Source organism: Metabacillus indicus, assembly GCF_046603695.1.
Taxonomy (GTDB): domain Bacteria; phylum Bacillota; class Bacilli; order Bacillales; family Bacillaceae; genus Bacillus_P; species Bacillus_P indicus.
On the sequence record NZ_CP176757.1, the window covers coordinates 1,896,236 to 1,919,928 of the forward strand.

Below are 23,693 nucleotides of genomic sequence, written 5' to 3' on the forward strand. Positions count from 1 at the left end.
CATGGAATTTATAAAACTGGACCTGCAGTTCTTTTCAGGAGAAAAAACAGAAAAAGCCACCCCGAGAAAACGCGAAGACGTCAGAAAAAAGGGGCAGGTTGCAAAGAGTGCAGATGTAAATACAGCCATCGGCCTTCTCGCGGTATTCCTTGCCTTTCTGTTTATTGGACCATATATGATGAAGCAGCTTCTTGCACTGATGAAATCTTCGCTGCAGGAGACATTGCTGCTTCAATTGTCGGAGAAAAATGTCCATGAATTAATGATGCAGATTGCTGTTCAGTCTGCGTATATGGTCGGACCGATCATGGGGGTTGCCCTGGTAGCGGGGATTGCGGGGAATTACTTGCAGGTCGGGTTTTTATTTTCAACTGAAGCGGTGCAGATGAAGCTGGAAAAAATCAATCCAATTCAAGGATTTAAGCGAATTTATTCGCTCAGAGCTGTTGTTGAACTGCTGAAATCCATTCTGAAAATCTCGTTTGTCGGGGCTGTCACTTTTTCCGTTATTTGGTTTCAGATGGACGGGATTCTGTCGCTTTCAAAGCTGTCAGTTGAAAAAGCGTTTCTATTTGTTTCAAAGCTTGCTTTTCAGATGGGGCTGTTCGCATCCATTGCCCTGCTTTTTCTCTCGCTTCTCGATTATTTTTATCAAAAATATGATTTCGAGAAAAATATCCGGATGTCAAAACAGGATTTAAAAGACGAGTTTAAAAAATCCGAGGGAGATCCGCTGATCAAGTCGAGAATTAAGCAAAAGCAGCGGGAAATGGCAACACGCAGAATGATGCAGGATGTACCGGGGGCTGATGTAGTGATTACAAATCCGACTCATTACGCAATTGCCCTTAAATATGACGAAGATAAAATGGATGCACCGTTCGTTGTTGCTAAAGGAGTCGATTTTGTCGCTCAGAAAATCAAAGAAACGGCGAAAACAAACAATTTGACGATGATTGAGAATCGTCCTTTAGCCAGAGCGTTATACGATCAGGTTGATATAGGCAGGGCTGTGCCGGAAGAGTTTTTTAAAGCGATAGCTGAAATTCTGGCTTACGTGTATCAGCTGAAAAATAAGGGATAAGAACCTGTCATGCCTGCGTTTTCATAGAAAGAGAGGTACCTGATGCAAGCAAAAGATCTGACTGTATTGCTTAGTGTTATTTTAATTGTTGCGATGCTCATTATTCCGTTTCCTACATGGCTGTTAAGCCTGATGATCATGCTTAATATTACGCTTGCTCTTCTAGTGCTGCTTACATCCATGAACATGAAGGAGCCGCTTGATTTTGCCATATTCCCATCTCTGCTTTTGCTGCTGACCCTCTTCAGGCTTGGGCTGAATGTTTCCACTACCCGTTCCATTCTCTCTAAAGGGGAAGCGGGAGGAGTTGTTGAAACGTTCGGAACCTTCGTTGTCGGAGGAAATGTCCTGGTCGGGTTTGTCGTGTTTTTAATCCTGATCATCATCCAGTTTGTTGTGATCACAAAGGGCTCTGAGCGTGTCTCAGAGGTAGCTGCCCGCTTTACGCTAGATGCGATGCCGGGAAAGCAGATGAGTATAGATGCAGATCTCAACGCTGGTGTCATCTCTGAACAGCAGGCAAGATCACGCCGCGAGAAAGTATCCAGAGAAGCTGATTTCTACGGGGCAATGGACGGTGCGAGCAAGTTCGTAAAGGGAGATGCGATTGCAGGCATCATCATTGTTATCATCAATATGATTTTCGGAATCATTATCGGCATGATGCAGCTTGGCATGGGATTTGGCGACGCTGCATCCCACTTTACAATGCTCACAGTCGGAGACGGGATTGTCAGCCAGATACCTGCGCTGCTTATCTCCACTGCAACGGGTATTGTCGTAACAAGAGCAGCTTCAGACGGAAATCTGGGATCGGATATTACAAGTCAGCTTTTCGCCTATCCGAAAATGATGTATGTAGCTGCAGGAACGATTTTGCTTCTTGGATTGTTTACGCCAATCGGATTGTTTGTCACAGTGCCGATCGCTGCCGCTTTTGGAGCAGGAGGTTACTTGATTTCCAAAAAAGAGAAACTCCCTGAAACAGAAGAAGCCGCTGAGGAAGAGATCGAACTGGATGAAATGAAATCACCGGAAAGTGTCGTGCAGCTGCTGAATGTGGATCCGATTGAGTTTGAATTCGGCTATGGCCTTATACCGCTTGCAGATGCAAATCAAGGCGGAGACCTGCTTGACCGGATTGTCATGATCAGAAGACAGCTTGCCATTGAACTGGGCCTTGTTATTCCTGTTGTCCGCATCCGTGACAACATTCAGCTTCAGCCGAATGAATACAGACTTAAGCTGAAAGGGACCGAGGTCGCGAAAGGTGAAATTCTTCTCGATCATTTCCTCGCAATGGCTCCAGGTATTGAAGATGATTCAATTGAAGGAATCGATACAATTGAACCTTCCTTCGGGCTGCCTGCAAAATGGATCACGGAAGAAAACAAAGATGCGGCGGAAATGTTCGGTTATACAGTTGTTGATCCTCCGTCCGTTGTATCGACTCATATGACAGAAACAATTAAAAGACATGCGCACGAGCTGCTTGGAAGACAGGAAACGAAACAGCTGCTGGATCATCTGCGGGAAACGTATCCTATTCTTGCTGAAGAGGTTACGCCTTCCCCGCTTGCCATTGGAGACATTCAGAAGGTGCTTTCCAAGCTTTTAAAAGAAAAAGTATCCATCCGCAATCTGCCGGTTATCTTTGAAGCACTTGCGGACTACGGGAAATTGACATCAGATCCTGATCTGCTCTGCGAGTATACGAGACAGGCACTTGCAAAGCAAATTACGGGACAGTATACAGCCGGAGATACTTTAAAAGTAGTCACTCTGTCAGGGAAAGTCGAAAAAGCAGTCGCTGACGGTGTTCAGCAGACCGAGCACGGGAATTATCTGGCAATGGATCCAGATCTTTCCCAGGCCATTATTGAATCTATTGCTAAAGAAGTAGAACAGCTTTCCCTGCAGGAGCAAACACCGATTCTTCTCTGTTCTCCTGCAGTAAGGATGTATGTAAGGCAGCTGATTGACCGTTACTTTCCTCAGCTTCCTGTGCTTTCTTACAATGAGCTTGAGGCAAATGTTGAAGTTCAGAGCGTTGGGTTGGTGAATATTGCATGAAGGTGAAAAAATTTCTTGCATCAAATATGCAGGAAGCCATGCAGCAAATTAAAAATGATCTTGGCAAGGATGCTGTTATCCTAAGCTCCAAGAATGTTTATAAAGGAGGAATACTCGGTTTCTTTGCCCAAAAAAAGGTTGAAGTCATCGCAGGGCATGATCCGGATCCTGTCTTCAGGACAATGCCGGCGCCGGAAATCCTTTCAGAAACCTCTCTGCTGAGCGAAATGAGAGAAGTGAAGAGCCTTGTAAAATCGCTCCGTGAACAAGAAGAAGCGGACAATCTGCCTCAAGAGCTGAAAGAGCTTGAACGGTTTCTGGCTGAAAAGGAAGTGCAGGGAAGAGCAGACATTCTCTCTGAATTAAGAGAATTGGAGGGGGAACGTTCCCTGCAGGACTTGGTGCTGAAAGCATCTGAAGTCATGGCCGAGAAACTGACGGCTTTCCCCTTTAATGGGATCTCTCATGAGAAAAAATATATTTTGGCCGCGGGTCCTACCGGAGTTGGGAAAACAACCACTCTTGCAAAGCTTGCAGCTGAAAGCATGTTAAAAGAAAAGAAAAAAATTGCCTTTATCACAACTGATACATACAGAATTGCGGCGATTGACCAGATCAGAACGTATGCAGGTATTTTAAATGCTCCGCTCAAAGTCTGCTATACCGCTGAAGATGTGAAGGAAGCAAAAGAAAGCTTTGCTGAAATGGATGCCGTATTTATTGATACAGCCGGAAGAAACTACAGGAACAAAGAGTTCGTTCAGGAATTAAAGGATCTGCTTGGAGCAAATGATGACACAGAAACCTTTCTTGTGCTCTCGGCTGCTTCCAAGTACAGCGACATGCAGGAGATCTACCTGAATTTCAGTGCAATGAATCCGGAAAAGCTGATCTTTACAAAAATAGATGAAACAGCCGCTAAAGGTTCACTGTATGATTTCGTTCAGTTTGCCGGGCTTGGCGTTTCATACATTTCAAATGGCCAGAACGTTCCTGATGACATTATGCCGGCTTCCGCAAAAATGATGGCAGAGGAGATTATGAGGTAGAAAATGGATCAGGCAGAGCAGTTAAGAAGACAGATATTTAAGACAGAAAACAAAACCGCCAAAGCAATTGCCGTGCTGAGCGGAAAAGGAGGAGTCGGAAAATCGGGCTTCACCGTAAATCTGGCAGCGCAGCTTTGCGGACGGGGAAAACGGGCGCTTATTTTAGATCTTGATATCGGTTACGGGAACATCGATCTCTTAATCGGTGAATCCAGCAGACATTCCATGATTGATTTTTTCCAGGGAGAAAAGAGGCTGAGTGAGATCATCTGCAAAAGCAGTGCCGGTTTTGACTACATTTCAGGAGGTACAGGGCTTTCGCATGTGGTTTCCCTAAATGAAAACCAGCTTTCGGCCTTTTCGCAAGAGCTTGACCAGGCATTTTGCACATACGATTATCTGCTGCTTGATCTTGGTGCAGGAATGACATCTGACAGCTTAAAGTTTGCCATGAGTGCTGATGAGCTGGCAGTTGTGACGACACCTGAGCCGACTGCGATAACAGATGCTTACTCAGCGATTAAGGTCATAAGCTTCCATGAAAAATCCATACCTGTTTCCATTGTTGTCAATAAAGCCGATGACGAAAAAACAGCCCGATTAACATTTGCCAGAATGCATTCGGCTGTCACCCGTTTTCTTGAAAGAGAGGTATCTTTTGCAGGCTGGATGCCCCAGGATCAATTCGTATCAGAAGCCGTAAAAAGGCAGGTGCCATTCAGCATATTGTTTCCTAAATGCCCGGCTTCGCGCGGAATTTGCAGGATTGCTGACAGCATGGTTTCTGCACCCTCTTCAGAGGCACCGAAGCAAAAATCATCATTTTTTTCCAGAGTGTCACAGCTCTTCAGGGGAGGCGGAGAATAAATGAATAAAACGTCTGTTCTAGTTGTGGATGATTCTGCATTTATGCGGAAACTGATTGCCGGTTTCCTGAATGAAAGCGGTACGTGCTATGCTGCCGGCACAGCAAGAAACGGAGAGGATGCACTCGAAAAAGTGAAGGCGCTGAATCCGGATGTAGTGACGCTGGATATAGAAATGCCTGGTATGGACGGACTTCAGACACTGAAGAGAATCATGGAGGGAACGCCAAAGCCGGTTATCATGTTTTCAGGCATGACGCAGCGGGGAGCGGATCTCACGATTCAATCTCTTCAAATGGGAGCGGTTGATTTTATACCGAAACCTTCCGGGGCAATCTCGCTTGATCTGCATAAAGTGAAGGACGACCTGATCCGAAAGGTTGAAATGGCTGGCCAGCTGAAAATGAAGTCCATCACTGTTAACGAAAGAAACAGGCCTTTTAACGAAAGGAAAACGTCCAGACTGAACAGCAGCATGAAAGTCATCTGCATTGGTACATCAACAGGAGGACCAAGAGCGCTGCAGCAGGTACTGCCGAAGCTTCCGGCCGATTTGAACGCACCGGTTTTTGTTGTGCAGCATATGCCAGAAGGCTTTACAGCCTCGCTTGCAGCGCGGCTTGACACGTTATCTCATCTTACTGTTAAAGAGGCAGAAGACGGGGAACTTGTTAAAAAGGCTACAGCCTACATCGCACCGGGCGGAACTCACATGAAAGTGGAAGAATCAAAGTCCGGGCTTATGATCAGACTCAGCAAGGAAAGCCTCAATACGGCTCACAGACCTTCTGTTGATGTATTGTTTGAATCGCTCAGCCTGATCAAAAATGTGCACAAAATTGCTGTGATCATGACAGGCATGGGTTCAGACGGATCGGAAGGACTGAAAAAATTAAAACAGTCCGGATCTCTTCATGCCATCTCAGAATCCGAAAAGACATCCGTTGTATTCGGAATGCCCAAAATGGCAGTTGAGACAAATGCTGTTGATGCAGTTGAACATCTGGAGGATATTGCTGATGCGATTCTTAAATCAGTTCAATCATAAACCGGAAATATTTGCAGTCTAAGGGGAGTAATTCAAAATGGATATGAATCAATATTTAGATGTCTTTATTGAAGAAAGCAAAGAGCATCTGCAGTCCTGCAGCCAAAAGCTCCTGGAACTTGAGAAAAACCCTGAAGATTCAGCGATTGTAAATGAAATCTTCAGGTCGGCTCACACGTTAAAAGGCATGAGTGCAACGATGGGATATACGGACCTTGCAAATCTGACTCACCATATGGAAAACGTGCTTGATGCCATTCGTCATGGAAGGCTGTCTGTTAAGCCTGCTGTCCTTGATGCCGCATTTGAAGCTGTTGATCTTCTTGAAGAGATGGTTCTTTCCATTGCAGGCGGAGGAAACGGAAAAAAAGACGTGCTCCAAATTATTGAAAAGTTTAAAAAGCTTGAAGGCACTGAAGAACAGGCTGTGCTTCTTGTTCCGACCGAACCGATGATCCTTGATGATTTTGAACGCACAGTCATCCAGCAGGGGGCAGAGCAGGGGTATCAGCCTTACGAGATTACTGTTTTTCTGAGAGAGGACTGTCTTTTGAAAGCAGCAAGGGTTTTCATGATTTTTGAGCTTGGTGAAAAACTTGGCGAGATCATTAAATCTGTTCCGGCAGCGGACATGCTTGAGGAGGAAAAGTTCGATTCAGCCTTCAGTTTGATTTTCGTTTCAAAAGAGCAGCCGGAAGACATTCAGTCGCAGATGATGAAAGTTTCAGAGGTTGAGAGAGTCGAAATCAGCCCGCTTGCACTTGATCAGTCCGTCTTTATTGAAAAGGACGCAGAGAAGCTTGCAGCAGAGTCTGAGGCAGAAGCTGAGACGGCAGCTGCAAAGGTTTCAGGAAGTTCAAAGACGATCCGTGTGAACATTGAGAGACTCGACAGCCTGATGAACCTGTTTGAAGAGCTTGTCATTGACAGGGGGCGCCTTGAACAAATTTCAAAAGATCTGAAAAACAGCGAACTCAATGAAACAGTAGAACATATGAGCCGCATTTCCGGAGATCTGCAGACCATTATTTTAAACATGAGAATGGTGCCTGTTGAAACAGTATTTAATCGTTTTCCGAGGATGGTCCGCCAGCTGGCGAAGGATCTGAACAAAAAAATTCATCTGTCTGTTACTGGAGCTGAAACAGAACTTGACAGAACAGTCATTGATGAAATTGGCGATCCTCTCGTCCATTTATTAAGAAATGCGCTTGATCACGGTATTGAAACACCTGAGCAGCGGAGAATGAACGGTAAACCTGAAGAAGGAAATGTCGCCTTAAAAGCCTACCACAGCGGTAATTATGTCTTTATTGACATAGAAGATGACGGGGCCGGCATAAGCAGGCAGAGGATTTTGAAAAAGGCATTAGAGCGCGGGCTTGTCACTGAAAGAGAGGCCCAAGACTTGTCTGATGAACAGGTTTATGACTTCATGTTTGCATCAGGATTTTCTACGGCAAGCACCATTTCAGATGTTTCAGGCAGAGGCGTAGGTCTTGATGTTGTCAAAAATACGATTGAATCACTTGGAGGCAGCATAACCATTCAGTCAAGGGAAGGATTTGGCTCACTGTTTTCCATCCAGCTTCCGCTGACTTTATCCATTATCTCAGTGCTGCTTGTGAAGCTTGCAAATGAAACATTTGCGATTCCAATTTCTTCTATTATTGAAACAGCGGTAATCAGAAGAGATGAAATCTTGAGTGCACACAATCAGCAAGTCATCGATTACAGAGGGAAAATTGTTCCGCTTGTTTCACTGAAGGAAATTTTACAGGTCCCTTGCGACCCGTATGATGACTCGCACCTGGCGATCGTCATCGTCAAAAAAGGCGACCGGCTTGCGGCCCTGATGGTGGATTCTTTTATTGGCCAGCAGGAGATTGTGCTCAAACCCCTTGGAAACTATTTGAATTCTGTTTTTGCTGTTTCAGGAGCTACGATTTTAGGAGACGGACAAGTAGCCCTTATTATCGACTGCAACGCCCTGATTAAATAGCCGGAAGGGAGAGAAGAAACGTGAATGATACGCTTGAGAAAATGATTGTTTTTCAGCTTAATAACAAAGAATACGGCATTGCTGTCGGAAAAGTGAGATCAATAGAAAAAATGCAGACGATCACGCGTGTGCCAGGAACTGATTCTTTTGTAAGAGGGGTCATGAACTTGAGGGGGATCGTTACTCCTGTGATCGATCTGAGAACGCGATTTGGGCTTGCGCAGGAAGAATTGTCTGAAAGCAGCCGGATTATTGTCGCTGCTCTTGATTTATATGAAGTCGGTTTTATCGTTGATTCAGCAAATGATGTCATTGATCTGTCGCCTGAAGAGCGTGAGCCTGCACCTGAAGTTGCAGGAGCAGAAGAGGCGGAATACATTGTCGGCGTTGCAAAATCCGGCAAACGCCTGATCATACTTCTGGATCTGAATAAGGTTTTAGCAGACACATCACATTCCCCTGCAAGTAACAAACGGAATGTTCAGCATGCATAATCCGCGATGGAAGCCTTTGGAATGGACAAACAGGAGCGAATGATCAAGGTGGGAATTGCTGAAAAAAACATCGTTTCACAGCCATATTTAATAAGAACTTCCGGACTTGGCTCATGTGTAGGACTTGTTTTGTATGATGAGGAAAAACTAACAGCCGGCCTCGTACACATCATGCTGCCTGATTCCTCTTTGTCCCGCACAGGAGAATACAGTCCTTCCAAATATGCGGATACAGCTGTAAAGGACCTGGCTGATAAACTGGCAGAAAGAGGGTGCAGAAAGGGCGCTTTGAAAGCAAAGCTTGCAGGCGGAGCGCAAATGTTCCCTTTTCAGCCTTCGGGGATGCTCAACATCGGGGCAAGGAACGTGGCCGCCGTTTTAGAGCAGCTGGATACAATGGAAATTCCTGTAATCAGCATGGATACCGGGGGAAGCAGCGGGAGAACGATCGAGTTTAATCCCGCTACAGGAAAGCTTTCTATTTTCACAGTCAATCAATCTGCAAAAACGATCTGACAGACACCGGAAATATCACAGCAGAAGGGGAGAAAAATGGAACAAGCTGCAAAACTCGAAGAACAAGAATATTGGAATAAATGGATTCACTGCCGTGACCATGAAGCTTGCAATGCGCTGATTCACCGCTATTTGCCCCTTGTCAGCTATCATGTACAGCGTATTTCAGTCAGTCTGCCCAAATCTGTCAACAAAGAAGATTTAAAAAGCATAGGCATGGTCGGTCTCTACGATGCTCTTGAAAAGTTTGACTACACACGCGACCTGAAATTTGAAACTTATGCATCTTTCAGAATCAGAGGAGCGATCCTTGACGGACTGAGAAAAGAAGATTGGCTGCCCCGCAGCTCAAGAGAAAAAGCAAAAAAAGTGGATGCCGCCATTGAACGGCTGGAACAAAAGTATTTGAGGAATGTTCAACCAAAAGAAGTGGCCGCGGACCTTGAAATGTCGGAAAATGAAGTTATTTCGATCATGAACGAAGGCTTCTTTGCCAATGTTCTTTCCATTGATGATCAAAATCATGAGCATGATGAACAGGACCATCAGAAATTTGTTATCCGGGATGAAAAAGCTGAAATGCCTGAAGAGAAAATGGTAAAGGACGAACTGATCGGACAGCTTGCAGAAGTCATTGTCAATCTGACTGAAAAAGAGCAGCAGGTCATCAGCTTATTTTATAAAGAGGAACTGACGCTGACTGAAATAGGACAGGTCTTAAGTCTTTCAACATCACGTATTTCGCAGATCCATTCAAAAGCTCTGTTTAAGCTGAAGCATCTTCTTGAAAAAATTAATTCTTGACGGGCAGCTTTTGTAAACAGGCGATATAAAAAGGTCAGGTGAAACGGTATATGACAGCAGCACTCCTGGCATTGAGCCTTATTCTGCACGCTGCATCACTTTATTTGATTGCACTTTTATTTTTACGTTATAAAAATGTGCTGCAGGCTGAAAAAAGACAGGCCGCCATGCTCCATGAAACAGAACAGGCGCTTGCTGCCTGCATGCTTGAGATGAGAGAAGAGAATGAAAAGCTTCTGGCTGCGCTTGACCGTTCATTTATAACGGACGAAAGTTCCGCAGAAGCTGATGAATGGGAAGGGGTTCAGCAAAAAGAGCTTTCGAATGGGGAAGCTCCTGCAGATGAATCCCCTCATGAAAAAGACCAGGCGGATCAATTTCGTCTGGATGTATTAAACCTATATCAAAGTGGCTATACAATAGAAGAAATAGCAAAAAAGCTTGATAAAGGAAAAACAGAAATCTCCCTTATGCTGAAATTCCGCCAATTCTAGTCGAATTTTGCTTGCGAATGATTTTTCATTGTGATATATTAATTTTTGGTGTTAATACACACGCCATAGATTCAGGCATTGGTGCTGTTTAGACAGTTTTGCCTGAAGATGATATGTGCGGAGGAGAAAAAACCATTAGGAGGAAATACCATGTCAGTCATTTCAATGAAACAACTACTTGAAGCAGGTGTTCATTTCGGCCATCAAACACGCCGCTGGAACCCTAAGATGAAGCGTTACATCTTCACTGAGCGTAACGGCATCTACATCATCGACCTTCAAAAAACAGTTAAGAAGGTTGAAGAAGCTTACCAGTTCACGAAAGAACTAGCTGCAAACGGCGGCACAATTCTTTTCGTAGGAACTAAAAAGCAAGCTCAGGATTCAGTTAAAGAAGAAGCTGAGCGTTCAGGAATGTACTTCGTTAACCAACGCTGGTTGGGCGGAACGCTTACAAACTTTGAAACGATTCAAAAGCGCATCAAACGTCTGAAAGACATCGAAAAAATGCAAGAAGACGGCACTTTCGAAGTTCTTCCAAAGAAAGAAGTTGTTCAGCTTAACAAAGAGCTTGAGCGTCTTGAAAAATTCTTGGGCGGAATCAAAGACATGAAAGGTCTTCCTGATGCACTATTCATCATTGACCCTCGCAAAGAGCGCATTGCCGTTGCTGAAGCACGCAAATTGAACATTCCAATCGTTGGTATCGTTGATACAAACTGCGATCCGGATGAAATTGATTACGTAATTCCTGCAAATGATGATGCAATCCGTGCAGTTAAGCTTTTAACTTCTAAAATTGCTGATGCAATTCTTGAAACAAAACAAGGTGAAGAAACAACTGCTTAATCAAGTTAAGGTGATAAGAGGGGAATGCCTTTTATCACCTTTTTTAAAGAGGCTTTTTCCTGATGGGAAAAGCCCCCTTTAACAAAACGAAAAACATTCTCATTCAGAATGAAACCAATACATAATGGCGGAACCGCCAAAAATTAAGGAGGAAAACTCTCATGGCAATTACAGCTCAAATGGTAAAAGAATTACGCGAAAAAACTGGTGCAGGCATGATGGACTGCAAAAAAGCACTAACTGCAACAGAAGGCGATATGGAAAAAGCGATTGATTTCCTTCGCGAAAAAGGAATTGCATCTGCATCTAAGAAAGCAGACCGCGTCGCTGCTGAAGGTCTTGCTCTTGTTAAAGCGGAAGGCAACGAAGCAGTTATCCTTGAAGTAAACTCTGAAACGGACTTTGTTGCTAAAAACGAAGGCTTCAAAGAGCTTCTTGAAACACTTGCTTCACATCTTCTTGCTAAAAAGCCTGCTGATCTTGAAGCGGCTCTTGCTTCAGAAATGGACAACGGCACAACTGTAAATGACTACATCAACTCTGCAATCGCTAAAATCGGCGAGAAAATCACTCTTCGCCGCTTTGATATCGTATCAAAAACTGACAGCGATGCATTCGGTTCTTACCTTCACATGGGAGGCCGCATTGCCGTTCTTACTGTTCTTGAAGGAACAACTGACGAAGAGACTGCTAAAGACGTTGCTATGCACGTAGCGGCAGTTAACCCTAAATACATCGGCCGTGACGCTGTAAGCGAAGAAGAAGTAACTCGCGAGCGCGAAGTTCTTTCTCAGCAGGCTCTAAACGAAGGCAAGCCAGCTAATATCGTTGAAAAAATGGTTGAAGGCCGCCTTGGCAAATTCTTCGAAGAAATCTGCCTTCTTGAGCAGAACTTCGTTAAAAACCCTGATCTTAAAGTAAAACAATTTGTTGAGTCTAAAGGCGCAACAGTAAGAAGCTTTACTCGCTTTGAAGTAGGCGAAGGCATTGAAAAACGCCAGGATAACTTTGCTGAAGAAGTTATGAACCAAGTCAAAAAATAATTTAGTCCGACATAAGAGAAAACAGCTGTTTTCCTTAATGAAGACGAGTAAATGAAAGACAGGGAACACACTTCTGTGTTCCCTCTTTTTGAAAAAGCCTGTTTCCCCGCGGGGTGAATACAGCTTGAATCATTTACATGCAACGATTTACCCGAAAAGACTTGGAGGTCATTATGAGTAAACCTAAATATAATCGTATCGTACTTAAATTGAGCGGAGAAGCATTAGCTGGAACCGACAGCTTTGGGATTAAGCCTGCTGTCATTCAGTCCATTGCCAAACAAGTGAAAGAAATTGCAGAGCTTGGTGTTGAGGTGGCTGTAGTTGTAGGCGGCGGCAACATCTGGCGCGGCAAAATCGGCAGTGAAATGGGCATGGACCGTGCAACTGCTGACTATATGGGAATGCTTGCAACGGTGATGAATTCACTTGCTCTGCAGGACAGCCTTGAAACGTTCGGCATTCAGACCCGCGTTCAGACTTCCATTGAAATGAGACAGGTTGCAGAGCCGTACATCAGAAGAAAAGCAATCAGACACCTTGAGAAAAAACGAGTTGTCATTTTTGCTGCAGGTACGGGAAACCCATACTTCTCCACTGATACAACAGCGGCGCTCCGGGCAGCAGAAATCGAAGCAGATGTCATTCTGATGGCTAAAAACAACGTTGACGGCGTCTACACAGCTGATCCAAAGAAAGACGCAGCCGCTGTAAAATACGAAACACTGTCTTACCTTGATGTATTGAAAGAAGGTCTGGAAGTGATGGATTCTACTGCTTCATCACTTTGCATGGACAATGATATCCCGCTGATTGTCTTCTCTGTTATGGAAGAAGGCAACATTAAACGTGCAGTACTGGGCGAAAATATCGGAACAATTGTAAGGGGGAAATAATGATGGCAAAACAAGTTCTTGCACAAGCAAAAGATAAAATGGAAAAAGCGGTATCTGCCTATAACAGAGAGCTTTCAACCGTTCGCGCAGGCCGTGCAAATGCATCTCTTCTTGATAAAATTGTCGTAGATTACTACGGTGCGCCTACACCGGTCAACCAGCTTGCTTCTATTAACACACCTGAAGCAAGACTGCTTGTGATCCAGCCTTATGACAAAACAGTACTCGGCGAAATCGAAAAAGCGATCCTTAAATCTGATCTTGGATTAAATCCTACAAACGACGGCTCTTTAATCCGGCTTGCTATTCCGGCCCTTACTGAAGAGCGCCGCAAAGAGCTTGCTAAACTTGTAAAGAAGTATGCGGAAGAAGCGAAAGTTGCCGTCCGCAATGTGCGCCGTGATGCAAACGACGATTTGAAAAAGCTTGAGAAAAATGGCGAAATCACAGAAGATGAGCTTCGCACAAACAATGATCAAGTTCAAAAAACGACGGATGAGTTCATCAGCAAAATTGACGCTATTGCAAAAGATAAAGAAAAAGAAATCATGGAAGTTTAAGTTAAAAATCTGTACAATGGAATTGTGCTCAAAAGACCCTCTAATGTTTACAGGGGGTTTTTTTGTTAATACTGTTAACACCGCTGCAGTATATGAGACCGCAGAATGTTACGGGTGATGGAGGAATCACATGCTGGGCAAACTGAAAAATTGGAGAAATCCTAACCGGGAACTGTCTGTTACCTCAAAAGATGACTTGATCAAACGGGGAATACCTGAACATATTGCCATTATTATGGACGGAAATGGGAGATGGGCCAAAAAACGCGCACTTCCAAGGATTGCCGGACACCATGAAGGCATGAAGACAGTAAGAAAAATCACAAAGCTTTCCAACGAGCTCGGTGTTAAGGCTCTTACTCTATATGCTTTTTCAACGGAAAACTGGAAACGCCCAAAGTCTGAAGTCGATTACCTGATGAAGCTGCCTGAAGAGTTTCTCGGAACTTTTTTGCCTGAGCTGATTGAGGAAAATGTACAGGTCAGAATTATTGGCGACGAATCCAAAATACCGGCGCATACGCTGCGCGCTGTGCAAAAAGCAAAAGAGGAAACAGGATCCAATAACGGACTTATTTTAAATTTTGCCTTGAATTACGGAAGCCGGGCGGAGATGATTCATGCTGTCCGCGGCATTGTTGAAGATGCAGAAAACGGCGAATTAAAGATTGAAGACATAAGTGAAGAGCTGTTTTCAAGTTATTTAATGACAAGCGGAATGAAAGATCCTGATTTGCTGATCCGGACAAGCGGGGAAATCAGGCTGAGCAACTTCATGCTATGGCAGCTTGCCTACTCGGAATTCGTCTTTACGGATGTTCTCTGGCCGGATTTCAGCGAAGATCACCTTCTTTCAGCCATCGATGAGTATCAGCACAGAGGCAGAAGGTTTGGAGGATTGTAAAGGCAATTTCCCTGGTTTATCATCCAGGGATTATACATAATTGATAGGTGCAGGCGCACGTTATTTGCACAATCCAGATATACAGAGCTGCAGCAGACGAATGGGGAGTGACATGGTGAAGAGAATCAGTTTATTGGGGGCAACAGGCTCGATCGGACAGCAGACACTTGATGTCATCAAAGCTCATCCGGAACAATTTCAGCTAGTTTCCATGTCTTTTGGAAGCAACCTTACTTTAGGCAGAAAAGCTATTATTGAGTTTTCGCCCCGTTTAGTAGCTGTAAATGATTTTGAAGCATATTCACAGCTAAAAAGTGAATTTCCGGACGTGTCCTTTGCTTTTGGCGAAGAAGGCCTGATTGAAGCTGCCGTTTTGCCTGAAGCTGACATCCTGGTCAATGCTGTTATGGGTAGTGTCGGTCTTCTGCCGACATTAAAAGCAATTGAATGCAAAAAAACAATCGCCATTGCCAATAAAGAAACACTTGTAACGGCAGGCCATCTTGTAACAGCTCATGCAAAAACATACAATGTGGAGCTCTTGCCTGTAGACAGCGAGCATTCAGCTATTTTTCAGTGTCTTCAGGGCGAGAATCCAAAATCTTTGGAGCGGCTTATTATTACTGCCTCTGGAGGGAGCTTCCGCGACAGGAAGCGAGAGGACCTTGAAAATGTCACTGTGGAAGAAGCCCTTAACCATCCGAACTGGTCGATGGGAGCTAAAATCACGATTGACTCTGCAACAATGATGAACAAAGGTCTTGAAGTCATTGAAGCGCACTGGCTGTTTGACCTGCCATATGAAAAGATCGATGTGCTGCTGCACAAAGAAAGCATTATCCATTCCATGGCTGAATTCCATGACCGGAGCGTCATTGCCCAGCTTGGAACACCTGATATGAGAGTGCCGATTCAATATGCCCTGTCTTATCCTGAACGATTGCCGATGCCGGATACGAAACAGCTGAATTTATGGGAAGCGGGCAAGCTTCACTTTGAAAAAGCCGATTTTGAACGGTACCGCTGCTTACAATTCGCTTATGATTCAGGTAAAATTGGAGGAACAATGCCGACTGTCCTGAACGCTGCAAATGAAGAAGCTGTGGCCGCTTTTCTGAAAGGGAAAATTAAGTTTCTTCAAATTGAAGACCTGATTGAGAGGGCACTTTCAAAACATTGTGTGATAACAGACCCGAATCTGCATATCATTCAAGAAGTGGACAAAGAGACAAGAGAATTTGTTCAATCATTCTATTCATAAAGGTGGTCATGAAACGTGAATACCGTTTTGGCGTTTGTTGTTATTTTTGGGGCGCTCGTTTTCTTTCACGAGCTGGGACATCTCGTTTTAGCTAAACGTGCGGGTATTCTTTGCCGTGAGTTTGCGATCGGATTCGGCCCGAAAATCTTTTCTTTTACAAAAAATGAGACGGTCTATACGATCAGACTTCTTCCTTTAGGCGGATTTGTCCGGATGGCCGGCGAAGACCCTGAAATGATAGAGGTTAAGCCCGGCTATAACGTCGGACTGCTCTTTAACAAACAGGATCAAGTTGAAAAAATCATTCTCAATAATAAAGAAAAATACCCCCGTGCAAGAGTCATAGAAGTCGAACAGGCAGACCTTGAGCACAAAATGTTCATCTCAGGGTATGAACAGGGCGAAGAAGATGAAGTGCTCAAGCATTTTGATGTCAGTGAGCGTTCATTTTTTATCGTAGATGGTTCAGAAGTTCAAATTGCACCGTATAACCGCCAGTTCGGTTCAAAAACACTCGGTCAGAGAACGGCTGCGATTATTGCAGGCCCGCTGATGAACTTTATCCTTGCGTTTGTCCTGCTTTTCTCTCTAGGTTTTATTCAGGGGGCTCCAATAGACGAGCCTATCCTTGGAAAATTGACAGAAGACGGCTCTGCCGCTGAATCAGGTTTAAAAGAGGGCGATGAGATCACGGCCATTGAGGGCAAAGTGATGTCTTCCTGGAAGCAGGTAGTATCTGTTATTCAGTCAAATCCTGAACAGGAGCTTACCTTCAGCGTGAACCGCGGCGGGCAGGATCTTGAAATCGAGGTCATCCCTGAAGCGAGCAAAGTCGGTGAGGAAACCATCGGCAGAATCGGAGCCTACAATCCGGTTGAAAAATCGTTTATCGGTTCACTGACTTACGGTTTCACAGAAACATTTAACTGGACAAAAGAAATTGTCCTCGGTCTTGGCAAGCTGATCACAGGCCAGTTTTCCATTGATATGCTTTCAGGCCCAGTCGGCATTTATGACATGACAGATCAAGTAGCAAAAACAGGCGTCATTAATTTGATGAGCTGGGCTGCGATCCTGAGCATTAATCTCGGTATCGTCAACCTTCTTCCAATTCCTGCTCTTGACGGCGGAAGACTGCTCTTTTTCCTTGTTGAAGCGCTTAGAGGGAAACCGATTGACCGCCAGAAAGAGGGCGTTGTCCACTTTATCGGGTTTGCTCTGCTGATGCTCCTGATGCTTGTCGTAACGTGGAATGACATTCAGCGATTCTTTTTATAAAACGGCTGCAGCCAGCTGAAAAAAGCGAGTTTTAATTACTTAAATAGAGGTGCTTTAGATGAAACAGAGTATGACGTTTATTCCTACTTTAAGAGAAGTGCCTGCAGATGCGGATATTAAAAGCCACCAGCTTTTGCTCCGGGCAGGCTACATGCGGCAAAATGCGAGCGGAATCTACAGTTATTTGCCGCTTGCCTCTATTGTTCTTAAAAAAATTGAGCAGATTGTACGCGAAGAGATGAACCGTGCAGGCTCAGCCGAACTGCTTATGCCTGCACTCCAGCAGTCAGAACTTTGGCAGGAATCCGGCAGATGGTACACATACGGCCCTGAGCTTATGAGAATGAAAGACAGACACAGCCGTGAATTTGCGCTTGGCGCCACACATGAAGAGGTTATTACATCTCTCGTGCGCGACGAAGTTAAGTCCTATAAAAGACTTCCTTTAAATCTGTATCAGATTCAGTCAAAATTCAGGGATGAAAAGCGTCCACGCTTCGGACTTCTGCGCGGACGCGAGTTCATTATGAAAGATGCCTATTCTTTCCATGCTTCATTTGAAAGTCTTGATGAAGTGTATGAAAAGATGTTTCAGGCATACAGCAATGTGTTTTCACGCTGCGGCTTAAACTACCGAGCAGTTATTGCTGATTCAGGCGCCATGGGCGGAAAAGACACCCATGAGTTCATGGTTTTGTCTGACGTCGGCGAAGATACAATCGCCTATTCAGACACATCGTCCTATGCTGCCAATGTAGAGATGGCTCCTGTTATTACTCAATACGAGAAAAGCAGTGAAGAACAGCAGGACCTTGTCAAAACAGAAACACCGGATCAAAGAACGATTGATGAGGTAGCGGAGTACCTGAACGTTGAAAAAGAGAAGCTGATTAAATCTCTTGTGTTTAAAGTGGACGAGAAATTTGTGATGGTGCTTGCACGCGGCGATCACGAAATCAATGATATTAAAATCAAAAACCTTTACGGGGCATCAGTTGTTGAACTTGCGACACCTGAAGAAACGAAGCAGGCGGCAGGAGTTCTGCCAGGTTTTGTCGGCCCGGTGGGAGCAGATTCGAAAATTGAGATTATTGCCGATCATGCGGTTCAGTCCGTTGTAAACGGCGTGTGCGGCGCCGGTGAAGAGAATTATCACTATACAGGCGTTAATCTCGACCGTGATGCAACTGTCAGCCAGTATGCTGACCTTCGTTTCATTGAAGAGGGAGACGCTTCACCGGACGGAGAAGGAACGATCCAGTTTGCCAAAGGAATTGAAGTGGGACATGTATTCAAACTTGGAACCCGCTACAGTGAAGCAATGAATGCGACGTTCCTTGATGAAAACGGCAGAGCGCAGCCGATGATTATGGGCTGTTACGGCATTGGAGTTTCAAGAACACTCGCTGCTATTGTTGAGCAGTATAATGACGATAAGGGGATTGTCTGGCCGGCTGCTGTAGCGCCGTTCCAAGTCCACCTGATCACAGCAAATGCAAAACAGGATGCGCAGTCTTCACTCGGCGAAAAACTGTATGCGGAGCTTTTGGAGGCTGGATTTGAAGTTCTTTATGATGACAGAATCGAGCGCGCAGGGGTTAAATTTGCCGACTCTGACCTGATAGGCATTCCTGTCAGAATCATAGTTGGAAAACAGGCCGAAGACGGCATCGTGGAAGTAAAAGAGCGGAAAACAGGAGAGGGTATGGACGTTTCTCTCGCAGATCTGCATGAAACGATTTCACGGCTGCTTCAGAAGTAAAACCTGTGATACCAATTGTTCATCTATGGTATGATAGAGTAAGTGAATAACAAATTGACAAGGTACCCCGCTTCGTGCGAGGTACCTTCAATTATGATGGAAAAAGTTTCAAGGAGGGAAAAATCAGACATGCAAGAAGAGCGTCTCAAGGCTCAAAAAGAACGATTTCACCTTCTGCTTCAGCAAATCGGGCTGACAGAAGATACGGTTTACCCGTTTTTCTCTGAAGGTGCCATTACAAAACTGACTGTTTTAAAGCAGCAGAAAAAATGGGAGTTTCAGTTTTCCTTTCAAAAAATCCTCCCATTTGATGCATACCGCCTTTTTCAGGCAAAGCTGACAAAAGCATTTTCTCATATTGCAGATGTAACCTTTCAGCTGACGGTCCAAGATCAGTCGTTCAATGAAAAACTCGTTGCAGACTACTGGTCGGTTTGTGTTCAGGAGCTTGAGGGAATCTCTCCTCCCATGCTGTCTCTTTTAAATGAACAGACTCCTGAAGTGCAGGGGGTCAAACTGATCATTAAAACGAAAAATGAAACAGAAGCAATGGCCATTAAGAAAAAATATACACCGCTGCTTCAGGACAGCTTTTCGCAGTACGGGTTTCCGTCCCTGCAATTTGATACGAAAACGACTATTTCAAAAGAAGAAATAGCTCAATTCCAGGAAAAGAAAAAACTCGAGGATCAGGAAAAAGTCATGCTCGCCATCACCGAAATGGAGAAGAAAGACAAAGAGCAGGATGAAGCTCCGCAAGGTCCGCTGATGATCGGATATGCGATAAAAAATGACGAAGAAATTAAGCAGATTGATACAATCGAAGATGAAGAGCGCCGCATCACCGTACAAGGCTATGTGTTTGATGCAGAAACAAGAGAATTAAGGAGCGGCAGAACGCTCAGCACCTTTAAAATAACAGACTACACAAACTCCATACTCGTGAAAATGTTTGCCCGTGATAAAGAAGATGCGGCACTCCTTCTAACATTGAAAAAGGGCATGTGGGTGAAAGTGCGCGGAAGCATCCAAAACGATACGTTTGTAAGAGATCTTGTCATGATTGCAAATGATATCAACGAGATCAAACCGGAAGTCAGACAGGATACTTCGGAAGAAAAGCGGATTGAACTTCATCTTCACAGTCCGATGAGCCAGATGGATGCTGTATCATCAGTCGGCTCGCTTGTCGGACAGGCTAAAAAGTGGGGCCATCCCGCAATTGCGATTACAGATCATGCAGTGGCGCAGTCTTTCCCTGAAGCCTATTCGGCAGGAAAGAAAAACGGCATCAAGATTTTGTACGGCGTGGAAATCAATCTGGTGGATGACGGAGTTCCGATCGCCTACAATCCGCAGGACCGCTTTTTGCCTGAAGCAACCTATGTAGTTTTTGACGTTGAGACGACAGGTCTTTCCGCTGTTTATGACACAATTATTGAACTCGCTGCTGTCAAAATCAGAAACGGAGAAATCATTGACCGGTTTGAGTCATTCGCCAATCCCCATCACCGGCTGTCGGCTACTACGATTGATCTGACGGGGATCACCGATGATATGGTGGCAAACGCCCCGAATGTGGATGAAGTGCTTCGCCGGTTTAAAGAGTGGACCGGGGATGACATACTCGTTGCGCACAATGCAAGCTTTGATATGGGCTTTTTGAATGTAGGCTACAAAAAGCTGCTTGGCACCGGGAAGGCTGCAAATCCGGTCATAGATACGCTTGAACTTGGACGCTTCCTTTATCCCGAGATGAAAAGCCACAGGCTGAACACACTTGCCAAGAAATTTGACATTGAGCTTACTCAGCATCACCGTGCCATTTATGATGCTGAAGCAACTGGATATCTGCTGTTGCGCATGCTCAAGGATGCAGCTGAAAAGGGAATTGAAAATCACCTTCAGCTTAATGACAATATGGGCCAGGGCAATGCTTACCAGCGGGCGCGTCCGTATCATGCCATCCTTCTTGCCCAGAATGAAACGGGACTGAAAAACCTGTTTAAACTCGTTTCCATGTCGCATATAGATTACTTCTACAGAGTTGCGCGCATCCCGAGATCTCAGCTTGTCAAACACCGGGAAGGGATTATTGTCGGATCGGCGTGCGACCGCGGTGAAGTATTTGAAGGCATGATGCAAAAATCGCCTGAAGAAGTGGAAGACATTGCAGCATTTTATGACTACATTGAAGTTCAGCCGCCAGAGGTATACCGTCATTTAATCCAAATGGAATATATAAGGGATGAAATGGCGCTGAAAGAGATCATCTCAAATCTTGTCAGCCTTGGCGAAAAGCTTGAAAAGCCTGTTGTTGCAACAGGAAACGTACATTATCTTCAGCCGGAGGACAAGATTTACCGGAAAATCCTCGTAAGTTCGCAGGGCGGGGCAAATCCGCTTAACCGCCATGAACTTCCGAATGTGCATTTCCGTTCAACGAACGAGATGCTTGACTGCTTTGATTTTCTCGGAAAAGAAAAAGCGCGTGAAATTGTCATTGACAACACTCATAAAGTATCAGCTATGGTGGATGACATTAAACCGATCAAGGACGACCTGTATACGCCAAAAATTGAAGGTGCAGACCAGGAAATCCGCGATATGAGCTACGGCATGGCGAGAAGCATCTATGGAGACGATCTCCCGGAAATTGTGGAAGCCAGGCTTGAAAAAGAATTAAAGAGCATCATCGGCCATGGGTTCGCGGTTATTTACCTCATTTCCCATAAACTTGTTAAAAAGTCGCTTGACGACGGCTATCTAGTAGGATCCAGGGGTTCCGTCGGATCGTCGCTCGTTGCGACGATGACGGAAATTACCGAAGTGAATCCTCTGCCGCCGCATTATGTCTGCCCTGACTGCAAGCACTCGGAATTTTTCAATGACGGATCTGTCGGATCGGGTTTTGACCTTCCGAACAAAGATTGTCCGGAATGCGGGGCAAAATACCATAAAGACGGCCATGACATCCCGTTTGAAACGTTCCTTGGATTTAAAGGAGATAAAGTTCCTGATATCGATTTGAACTTTTCAGGAGAATACCAGCCAAGAGCCCACAACTACACAAAAGAACTGTTTGGCGAAGATAATGTTTACCGTGCAGGAACAATCGGCACCGTGGCAGAGAAAACGGCTTACGGCTATGTCAAGGGATATGCGGGTGATAACAACCTCATGCTCCGTAATGCAGAAGTTGACCGTCTCGTGCAGGGCTGCACAGGCGTAAAACGAAGCACAGGGCAGCATCCGGGCGGTATTATCGTAGTTCCTGACTATATGGACATCTACGATTTTTCACCGATTCAGTTTCCGGCAGATGCCACCGGTGCGGAATGGAAAACAACTCACTTTGACTTCCATTCCATTCACGACAATCTTCTGAAGCTCGATATCCTCGGACACGATGATCCGACGGTAATCAGAATGCTTCAGGACCTGAGCGGGATAGATCCCAAAACGATTCCGACTGACGACAAAGAAGTTATGAAGATCTTCAGCGGGACAGAATCACTCGGCGTAACGGAAGAGCAGATTATGTGCAAAACCGGCACCCTTGGCATTCCCGAATTCGGAACAAGGTTTGTCCGCCAGATGCTTGAAGATACGAAACCGACAACCTTTTCAGAGCTTGTCCAAATATCGGGCCTTTCTCATGGAACAGATGTATGGCTAGGAAATGCGCAGGAGCTTATCCATGACAACACATGCACCCTGAGCGAAGTAATCGGATGCCGTGATGACATTATGGTTTACTTGATTTATCAGGGGCTTGATCCATCTTTTGCTTTTAAAATCATGGAATCTGTCCGAAAAGGAAAAGGACTGACGCCTGAGATGGTTGAAGAGATGAAAAAAAACAATGTGCCTGACTGGTATATTGGCTCCTGCCTGAAAATCAAATATATGTTCCCTAAGGCCCACGCAGCTGCCTATGTATTAATGGCAGTCCGCATCGCCTACTTTAAAGTCCATCATGCGCTTCTTTATTATTCTGCGTATTTTACCGTCCGTGCAGATGATTTTGACGTAGAAAGCATGGCAAAGGGCTCTGCTGCAATCAGAGCGAGAATTGAGGAGATCAACCAGAAAGGGCTTGAAGCATCTCCTAAGGAAAAAAGTTTGCTGACTGTCCTTGAACTGGCTCTTGAAATGTGCGAACGGGGGTACTCCTTCCAGAAGGTCGACCTTTACCGCTCAAGTGCAACAGATTTCCTGATCGACGGCAATTCGCTCATCCCGCCTTTTAATTCCATTCCGGGACTTGGGACAAATGCCGCCATCAACATTGTAAAAGCAAGAGAAGAAGGGGAGTTTCTTTCAAAAGAAGACCTTCAGCAGCGGGGAAAAGTATCCAAGACAATCATTGAGTACCTGACGAACCAGGGATGTCTTGAGTCGCTCCCTGACCAGAATCAGCTTTCGCTGTTTTAATGACAAGCCTGAAACAGGAGAAAATTACCGGTGCTGTACCAGCGTTTTTTTCTTGCAATTTGGCTCAGAACCTTGAACGGTCTATGATTTTAATTTGCAATAAATGGCCGGTTATGTTATATTCTTTATGGAAATGCTAACGATAGTTAGAGGCAGAGAGTGGGGAAACCCACTCTTTCGTATTGAGTAGAGATATTTTGTGTCTCTTCATTCGGATCGCGTGTTTAGTACATACATTCCCTGCTCAATATGAAGCAGGGTTTTTCAGCAGCT

The 23,693-nt window shown here is 44.8% G+C and carries 19 protein-coding genes; all 19 read left to right on the top strand.

Features of this window, described 5'->3' with window-relative positions; translation table 11 throughout:
• Nucleotide 1 precedes the first annotated feature (1 nt).
• Complete coding sequence (gene flhB, locus ACK1LH_RS09510; protein WP_411334989.1) at nucleotides 2–1,084, top strand: flagellar biosynthesis protein FlhB; 1,083 nt, start codon at nucleotides 2–4, stop codon at nucleotides 1,082–1,084.
• A 42-nt stretch (nucleotides 1,085–1,126) separates the two neighbouring features.
• Nucleotides 1,127–3,157: a flagellar biosynthesis protein FlhA gene (flhA, locus tag ACK1LH_RS09515; protein ID WP_411334990.1), complete on the top strand. Its 2,031-nt coding sequence runs from the start codon at nucleotides 1,127–1,129 to the stop codon at nucleotides 3,155–3,157.
• On the top strand, nucleotides 3,154–4,206 hold the full coding sequence (locus ACK1LH_RS09520) for a flagellar biosynthesis protein FlhF (RefSeq protein WP_411334991.1): 1,053 nt from the start codon (nucleotides 3,154–3,156) through the stop codon (nucleotides 4,204–4,206). Before flhA ends, ACK1LH_RS09520 begins: the two co-directional genes overlap by 4 nt.
• 3 nt (nucleotides 4,207–4,209) lie before the next feature.
• Nucleotides 4,210–5,073 (top strand): MinD/ParA family protein, encoded by an 864-nt coding sequence (locus ACK1LH_RS09525; RefSeq protein ID WP_411334992.1) that lies wholly within the window; start codon nucleotides 4,210–4,212, stop codon nucleotides 5,071–5,073.
• Entirely contained in the window at nucleotides 5,074–6,120 is a 1,047-nt protein-coding gene (locus tag ACK1LH_RS09530) for a protein-glutamate methylesterase/protein-glutamine glutaminase (protein WP_411334993.1), read from the top strand.
• 37 nt (nucleotides 6,121–6,157) lie between these two features.
• Entirely contained in the window at nucleotides 6,158–8,122 is a 1,965-nt protein-coding gene (locus ACK1LH_RS09535) for a chemotaxis protein CheW (protein ID WP_411334994.1), read from the top strand.
• Between the two features lie 41 nt (nucleotides 8,123–8,163).
• Entirely contained in the window at nucleotides 8,164–8,616 is a 453-nt protein-coding gene (locus ACK1LH_RS09540; protein WP_411335086.1) for a chemotaxis protein CheW, read from the top strand.
• Between the two features lie 21 nt (nucleotides 8,617–8,637).
• On the top strand, nucleotides 8,638–9,132 hold the full coding sequence (locus ACK1LH_RS09545; protein WP_411334995.1) for a chemotaxis protein CheD: 495 nt from the start codon (nucleotides 8,638–8,640) through the stop codon (nucleotides 9,130–9,132).
• A 36-nt stretch (nucleotides 9,133–9,168) separates the two neighbouring features.
• Entirely contained in the window at nucleotides 9,169–9,936 is a 768-nt protein-coding gene (locus ACK1LH_RS09550; protein ID WP_029281286.1) for a FliA/WhiG family RNA polymerase sigma factor, read from the top strand.
• 50 nt (nucleotides 9,937–9,986) lie between these two features.
• A complete protein-coding gene (locus ACK1LH_RS09555; protein WP_411334996.1) occupies nucleotides 9,987–10,430 on the top strand; it encodes a DUF6115 domain-containing protein in 444 nt (147 codons plus the stop codon).
• Nucleotides 10,431–10,580: 150 nt separating this feature from the next.
• Complete coding sequence (gene rpsB, locus ACK1LH_RS09560; RefSeq protein ID WP_029281282.1) at nucleotides 10,581–11,279, top strand: 30S ribosomal protein S2; 699 nt, start codon at nucleotides 10,581–10,583, stop codon at nucleotides 11,277–11,279.
• A gap of 161 nt (nucleotides 11,280–11,440) precedes the next feature.
• On the top strand, nucleotides 11,441–12,322 hold the full coding sequence (tsf, locus tag ACK1LH_RS09565) for a translation elongation factor Ts (protein WP_029281280.1): 882 nt from the start codon (nucleotides 11,441–11,443) through the stop codon (nucleotides 12,320–12,322).
• Nucleotides 12,323–12,495: 173 nt separating this feature from the next.
• Nucleotides 12,496–13,218 (top strand): UMP kinase, encoded by a 723-nt coding sequence (gene pyrH, locus ACK1LH_RS09570; protein ID WP_203290172.1) that lies wholly within the window; start codon nucleotides 12,496–12,498, stop codon nucleotides 13,216–13,218.
• A gap of 2 nt (nucleotides 13,219–13,220) precedes the next feature.
• On the top strand, nucleotides 13,221–13,778 hold the full coding sequence (frr, locus tag ACK1LH_RS09575; protein ID WP_029281276.1) for a ribosome recycling factor: 558 nt from the start codon (nucleotides 13,221–13,223) through the stop codon (nucleotides 13,776–13,778).
• A 130-nt stretch (nucleotides 13,779–13,908) separates the two neighbouring features.
• Nucleotides 13,909–14,682, top strand: coding sequence for an isoprenyl transferase (locus ACK1LH_RS09580; RefSeq protein WP_203290173.1), 774 nt, complete (start codon nucleotides 13,909–13,911; stop codon nucleotides 14,680–14,682).
• A 115-nt stretch (nucleotides 14,683–14,797) separates the two neighbouring features.
• Complete coding sequence (dxr, locus tag ACK1LH_RS09585) at nucleotides 14,798–15,943, top strand: 1-deoxy-D-xylulose-5-phosphate reductoisomerase (protein WP_411334997.1); 1,146 nt, start codon at nucleotides 14,798–14,800, stop codon at nucleotides 15,941–15,943.
• Between the two features lie 15 nt (nucleotides 15,944–15,958).
• Nucleotides 15,959–17,221, top strand: a complete 1,263-nt coding sequence (gene rseP / locus ACK1LH_RS09590) for an RIP metalloprotease RseP (protein ID WP_411334998.1) — start codon at nucleotides 15,959–15,961, stop codon at nucleotides 17,219–17,221.
• Nucleotides 17,222–17,279: 58 nt separating this feature from the next.
• Nucleotides 17,280–18,983 carry a proline--tRNA ligase gene (locus tag ACK1LH_RS09595; RefSeq protein WP_411334999.1) on the top strand — a complete coding sequence of 568 codons (1,704 nt, stop codon included), beginning with the start codon at nucleotides 17,280–17,282 and terminating at the stop codon, nucleotides 18,981–18,983.
• A 129-nt stretch (nucleotides 18,984–19,112) separates the two neighbouring features.
• On the top strand, nucleotides 19,113–23,420 hold the full coding sequence (locus tag ACK1LH_RS09600; RefSeq protein ID WP_411335000.1) for a PolC-type DNA polymerase III: 4,308 nt from the start codon (nucleotides 19,113–19,115) through the stop codon (nucleotides 23,418–23,420).
• The last annotated feature ends 273 nt before the right edge of the window (nucleotides 23,421–23,693 follow it).

Bases quoted from the DNA above. Each gene is read 5' to 3' on its own strand.
- flhB (WP_411334989.1), top strand. From the start codon at position 2: ATGGAATTTATAAAACTGGACCTGCAGTTCTTTTCAGGAGAAAAAACA.
- flhA (WP_411334990.1), top strand. From the start codon at position 1,127: ATGCAAGCAAAAGATCTGACTGTATTGCTTAGTGTTATTTTAATTGTT.
- ACK1LH_RS09520 (WP_411334991.1), top strand. From the start codon at position 3,154: ATGAAGGTGAAAAAATTTCTTGCATCAAATATGCAGGAAGCCATGCAG.
- ACK1LH_RS09525 (WP_411334992.1), top strand. From the start codon at position 4,210: ATGGATCAGGCAGAGCAGTTAAGAAGACAGATATTTAAGACAGAAAAC.
- ACK1LH_RS09530 (WP_411334993.1), top strand. From the start codon at position 5,074: ATGAATAAAACGTCTGTTCTAGTTGTGGATGATTCTGCATTTATGCGG.
- ACK1LH_RS09535 (WP_411334994.1), top strand. From the start codon at position 6,158: ATGGATATGAATCAATATTTAGATGTCTTTATTGAAGAAAGCAAAGAG.
- ACK1LH_RS09540 (WP_411335086.1), top strand. From the start codon at position 8,164: ATGATTGTTTTTCAGCTTAATAACAAAGAATACGGCATTGCTGTCGGA.
- ACK1LH_RS09545 (WP_411334995.1), top strand. From the start codon at position 8,638: ATGGACAAACAGGAGCGAATGATCAAGGTGGGAATTGCTGAAAAAAAC.
- ACK1LH_RS09550 (WP_029281286.1), top strand. From the start codon at position 9,169: ATGGAACAAGCTGCAAAACTCGAAGAACAAGAATATTGGAATAAATGG.
- ACK1LH_RS09555 (WP_411334996.1), top strand. From the start codon at position 9,987: ATGACAGCAGCACTCCTGGCATTGAGCCTTATTCTGCACGCTGCATCA.
- rpsB (WP_029281282.1), top strand. From the start codon at position 10,581: ATGTCAGTCATTTCAATGAAACAACTACTTGAAGCAGGTGTTCATTTC.
- tsf (WP_029281280.1), top strand. From the start codon at position 11,441: ATGGCAATTACAGCTCAAATGGTAAAAGAATTACGCGAAAAAACTGGT.
- pyrH (WP_203290172.1), top strand. From the start codon at position 12,496: ATGAGTAAACCTAAATATAATCGTATCGTACTTAAATTGAGCGGAGAA.
- frr (WP_029281276.1), top strand. From the start codon at position 13,221: ATGGCAAAACAAGTTCTTGCACAAGCAAAAGATAAAATGGAAAAAGCG.
- ACK1LH_RS09580 (WP_203290173.1), top strand. From the start codon at position 13,909: ATGCTGGGCAAACTGAAAAATTGGAGAAATCCTAACCGGGAACTGTCT.
- ACK1LH_RS09595 (WP_411334999.1), top strand. From the start codon at position 17,280: ATGAAACAGAGTATGACGTTTATTCCTACTTTAAGAGAAGTGCCTGCA.
- ACK1LH_RS09600 (WP_411335000.1), top strand. From the start codon at position 19,113: ATGCAAGAAGAGCGTCTCAAGGCTCAAAAAGAACGATTTCACCTTCTG.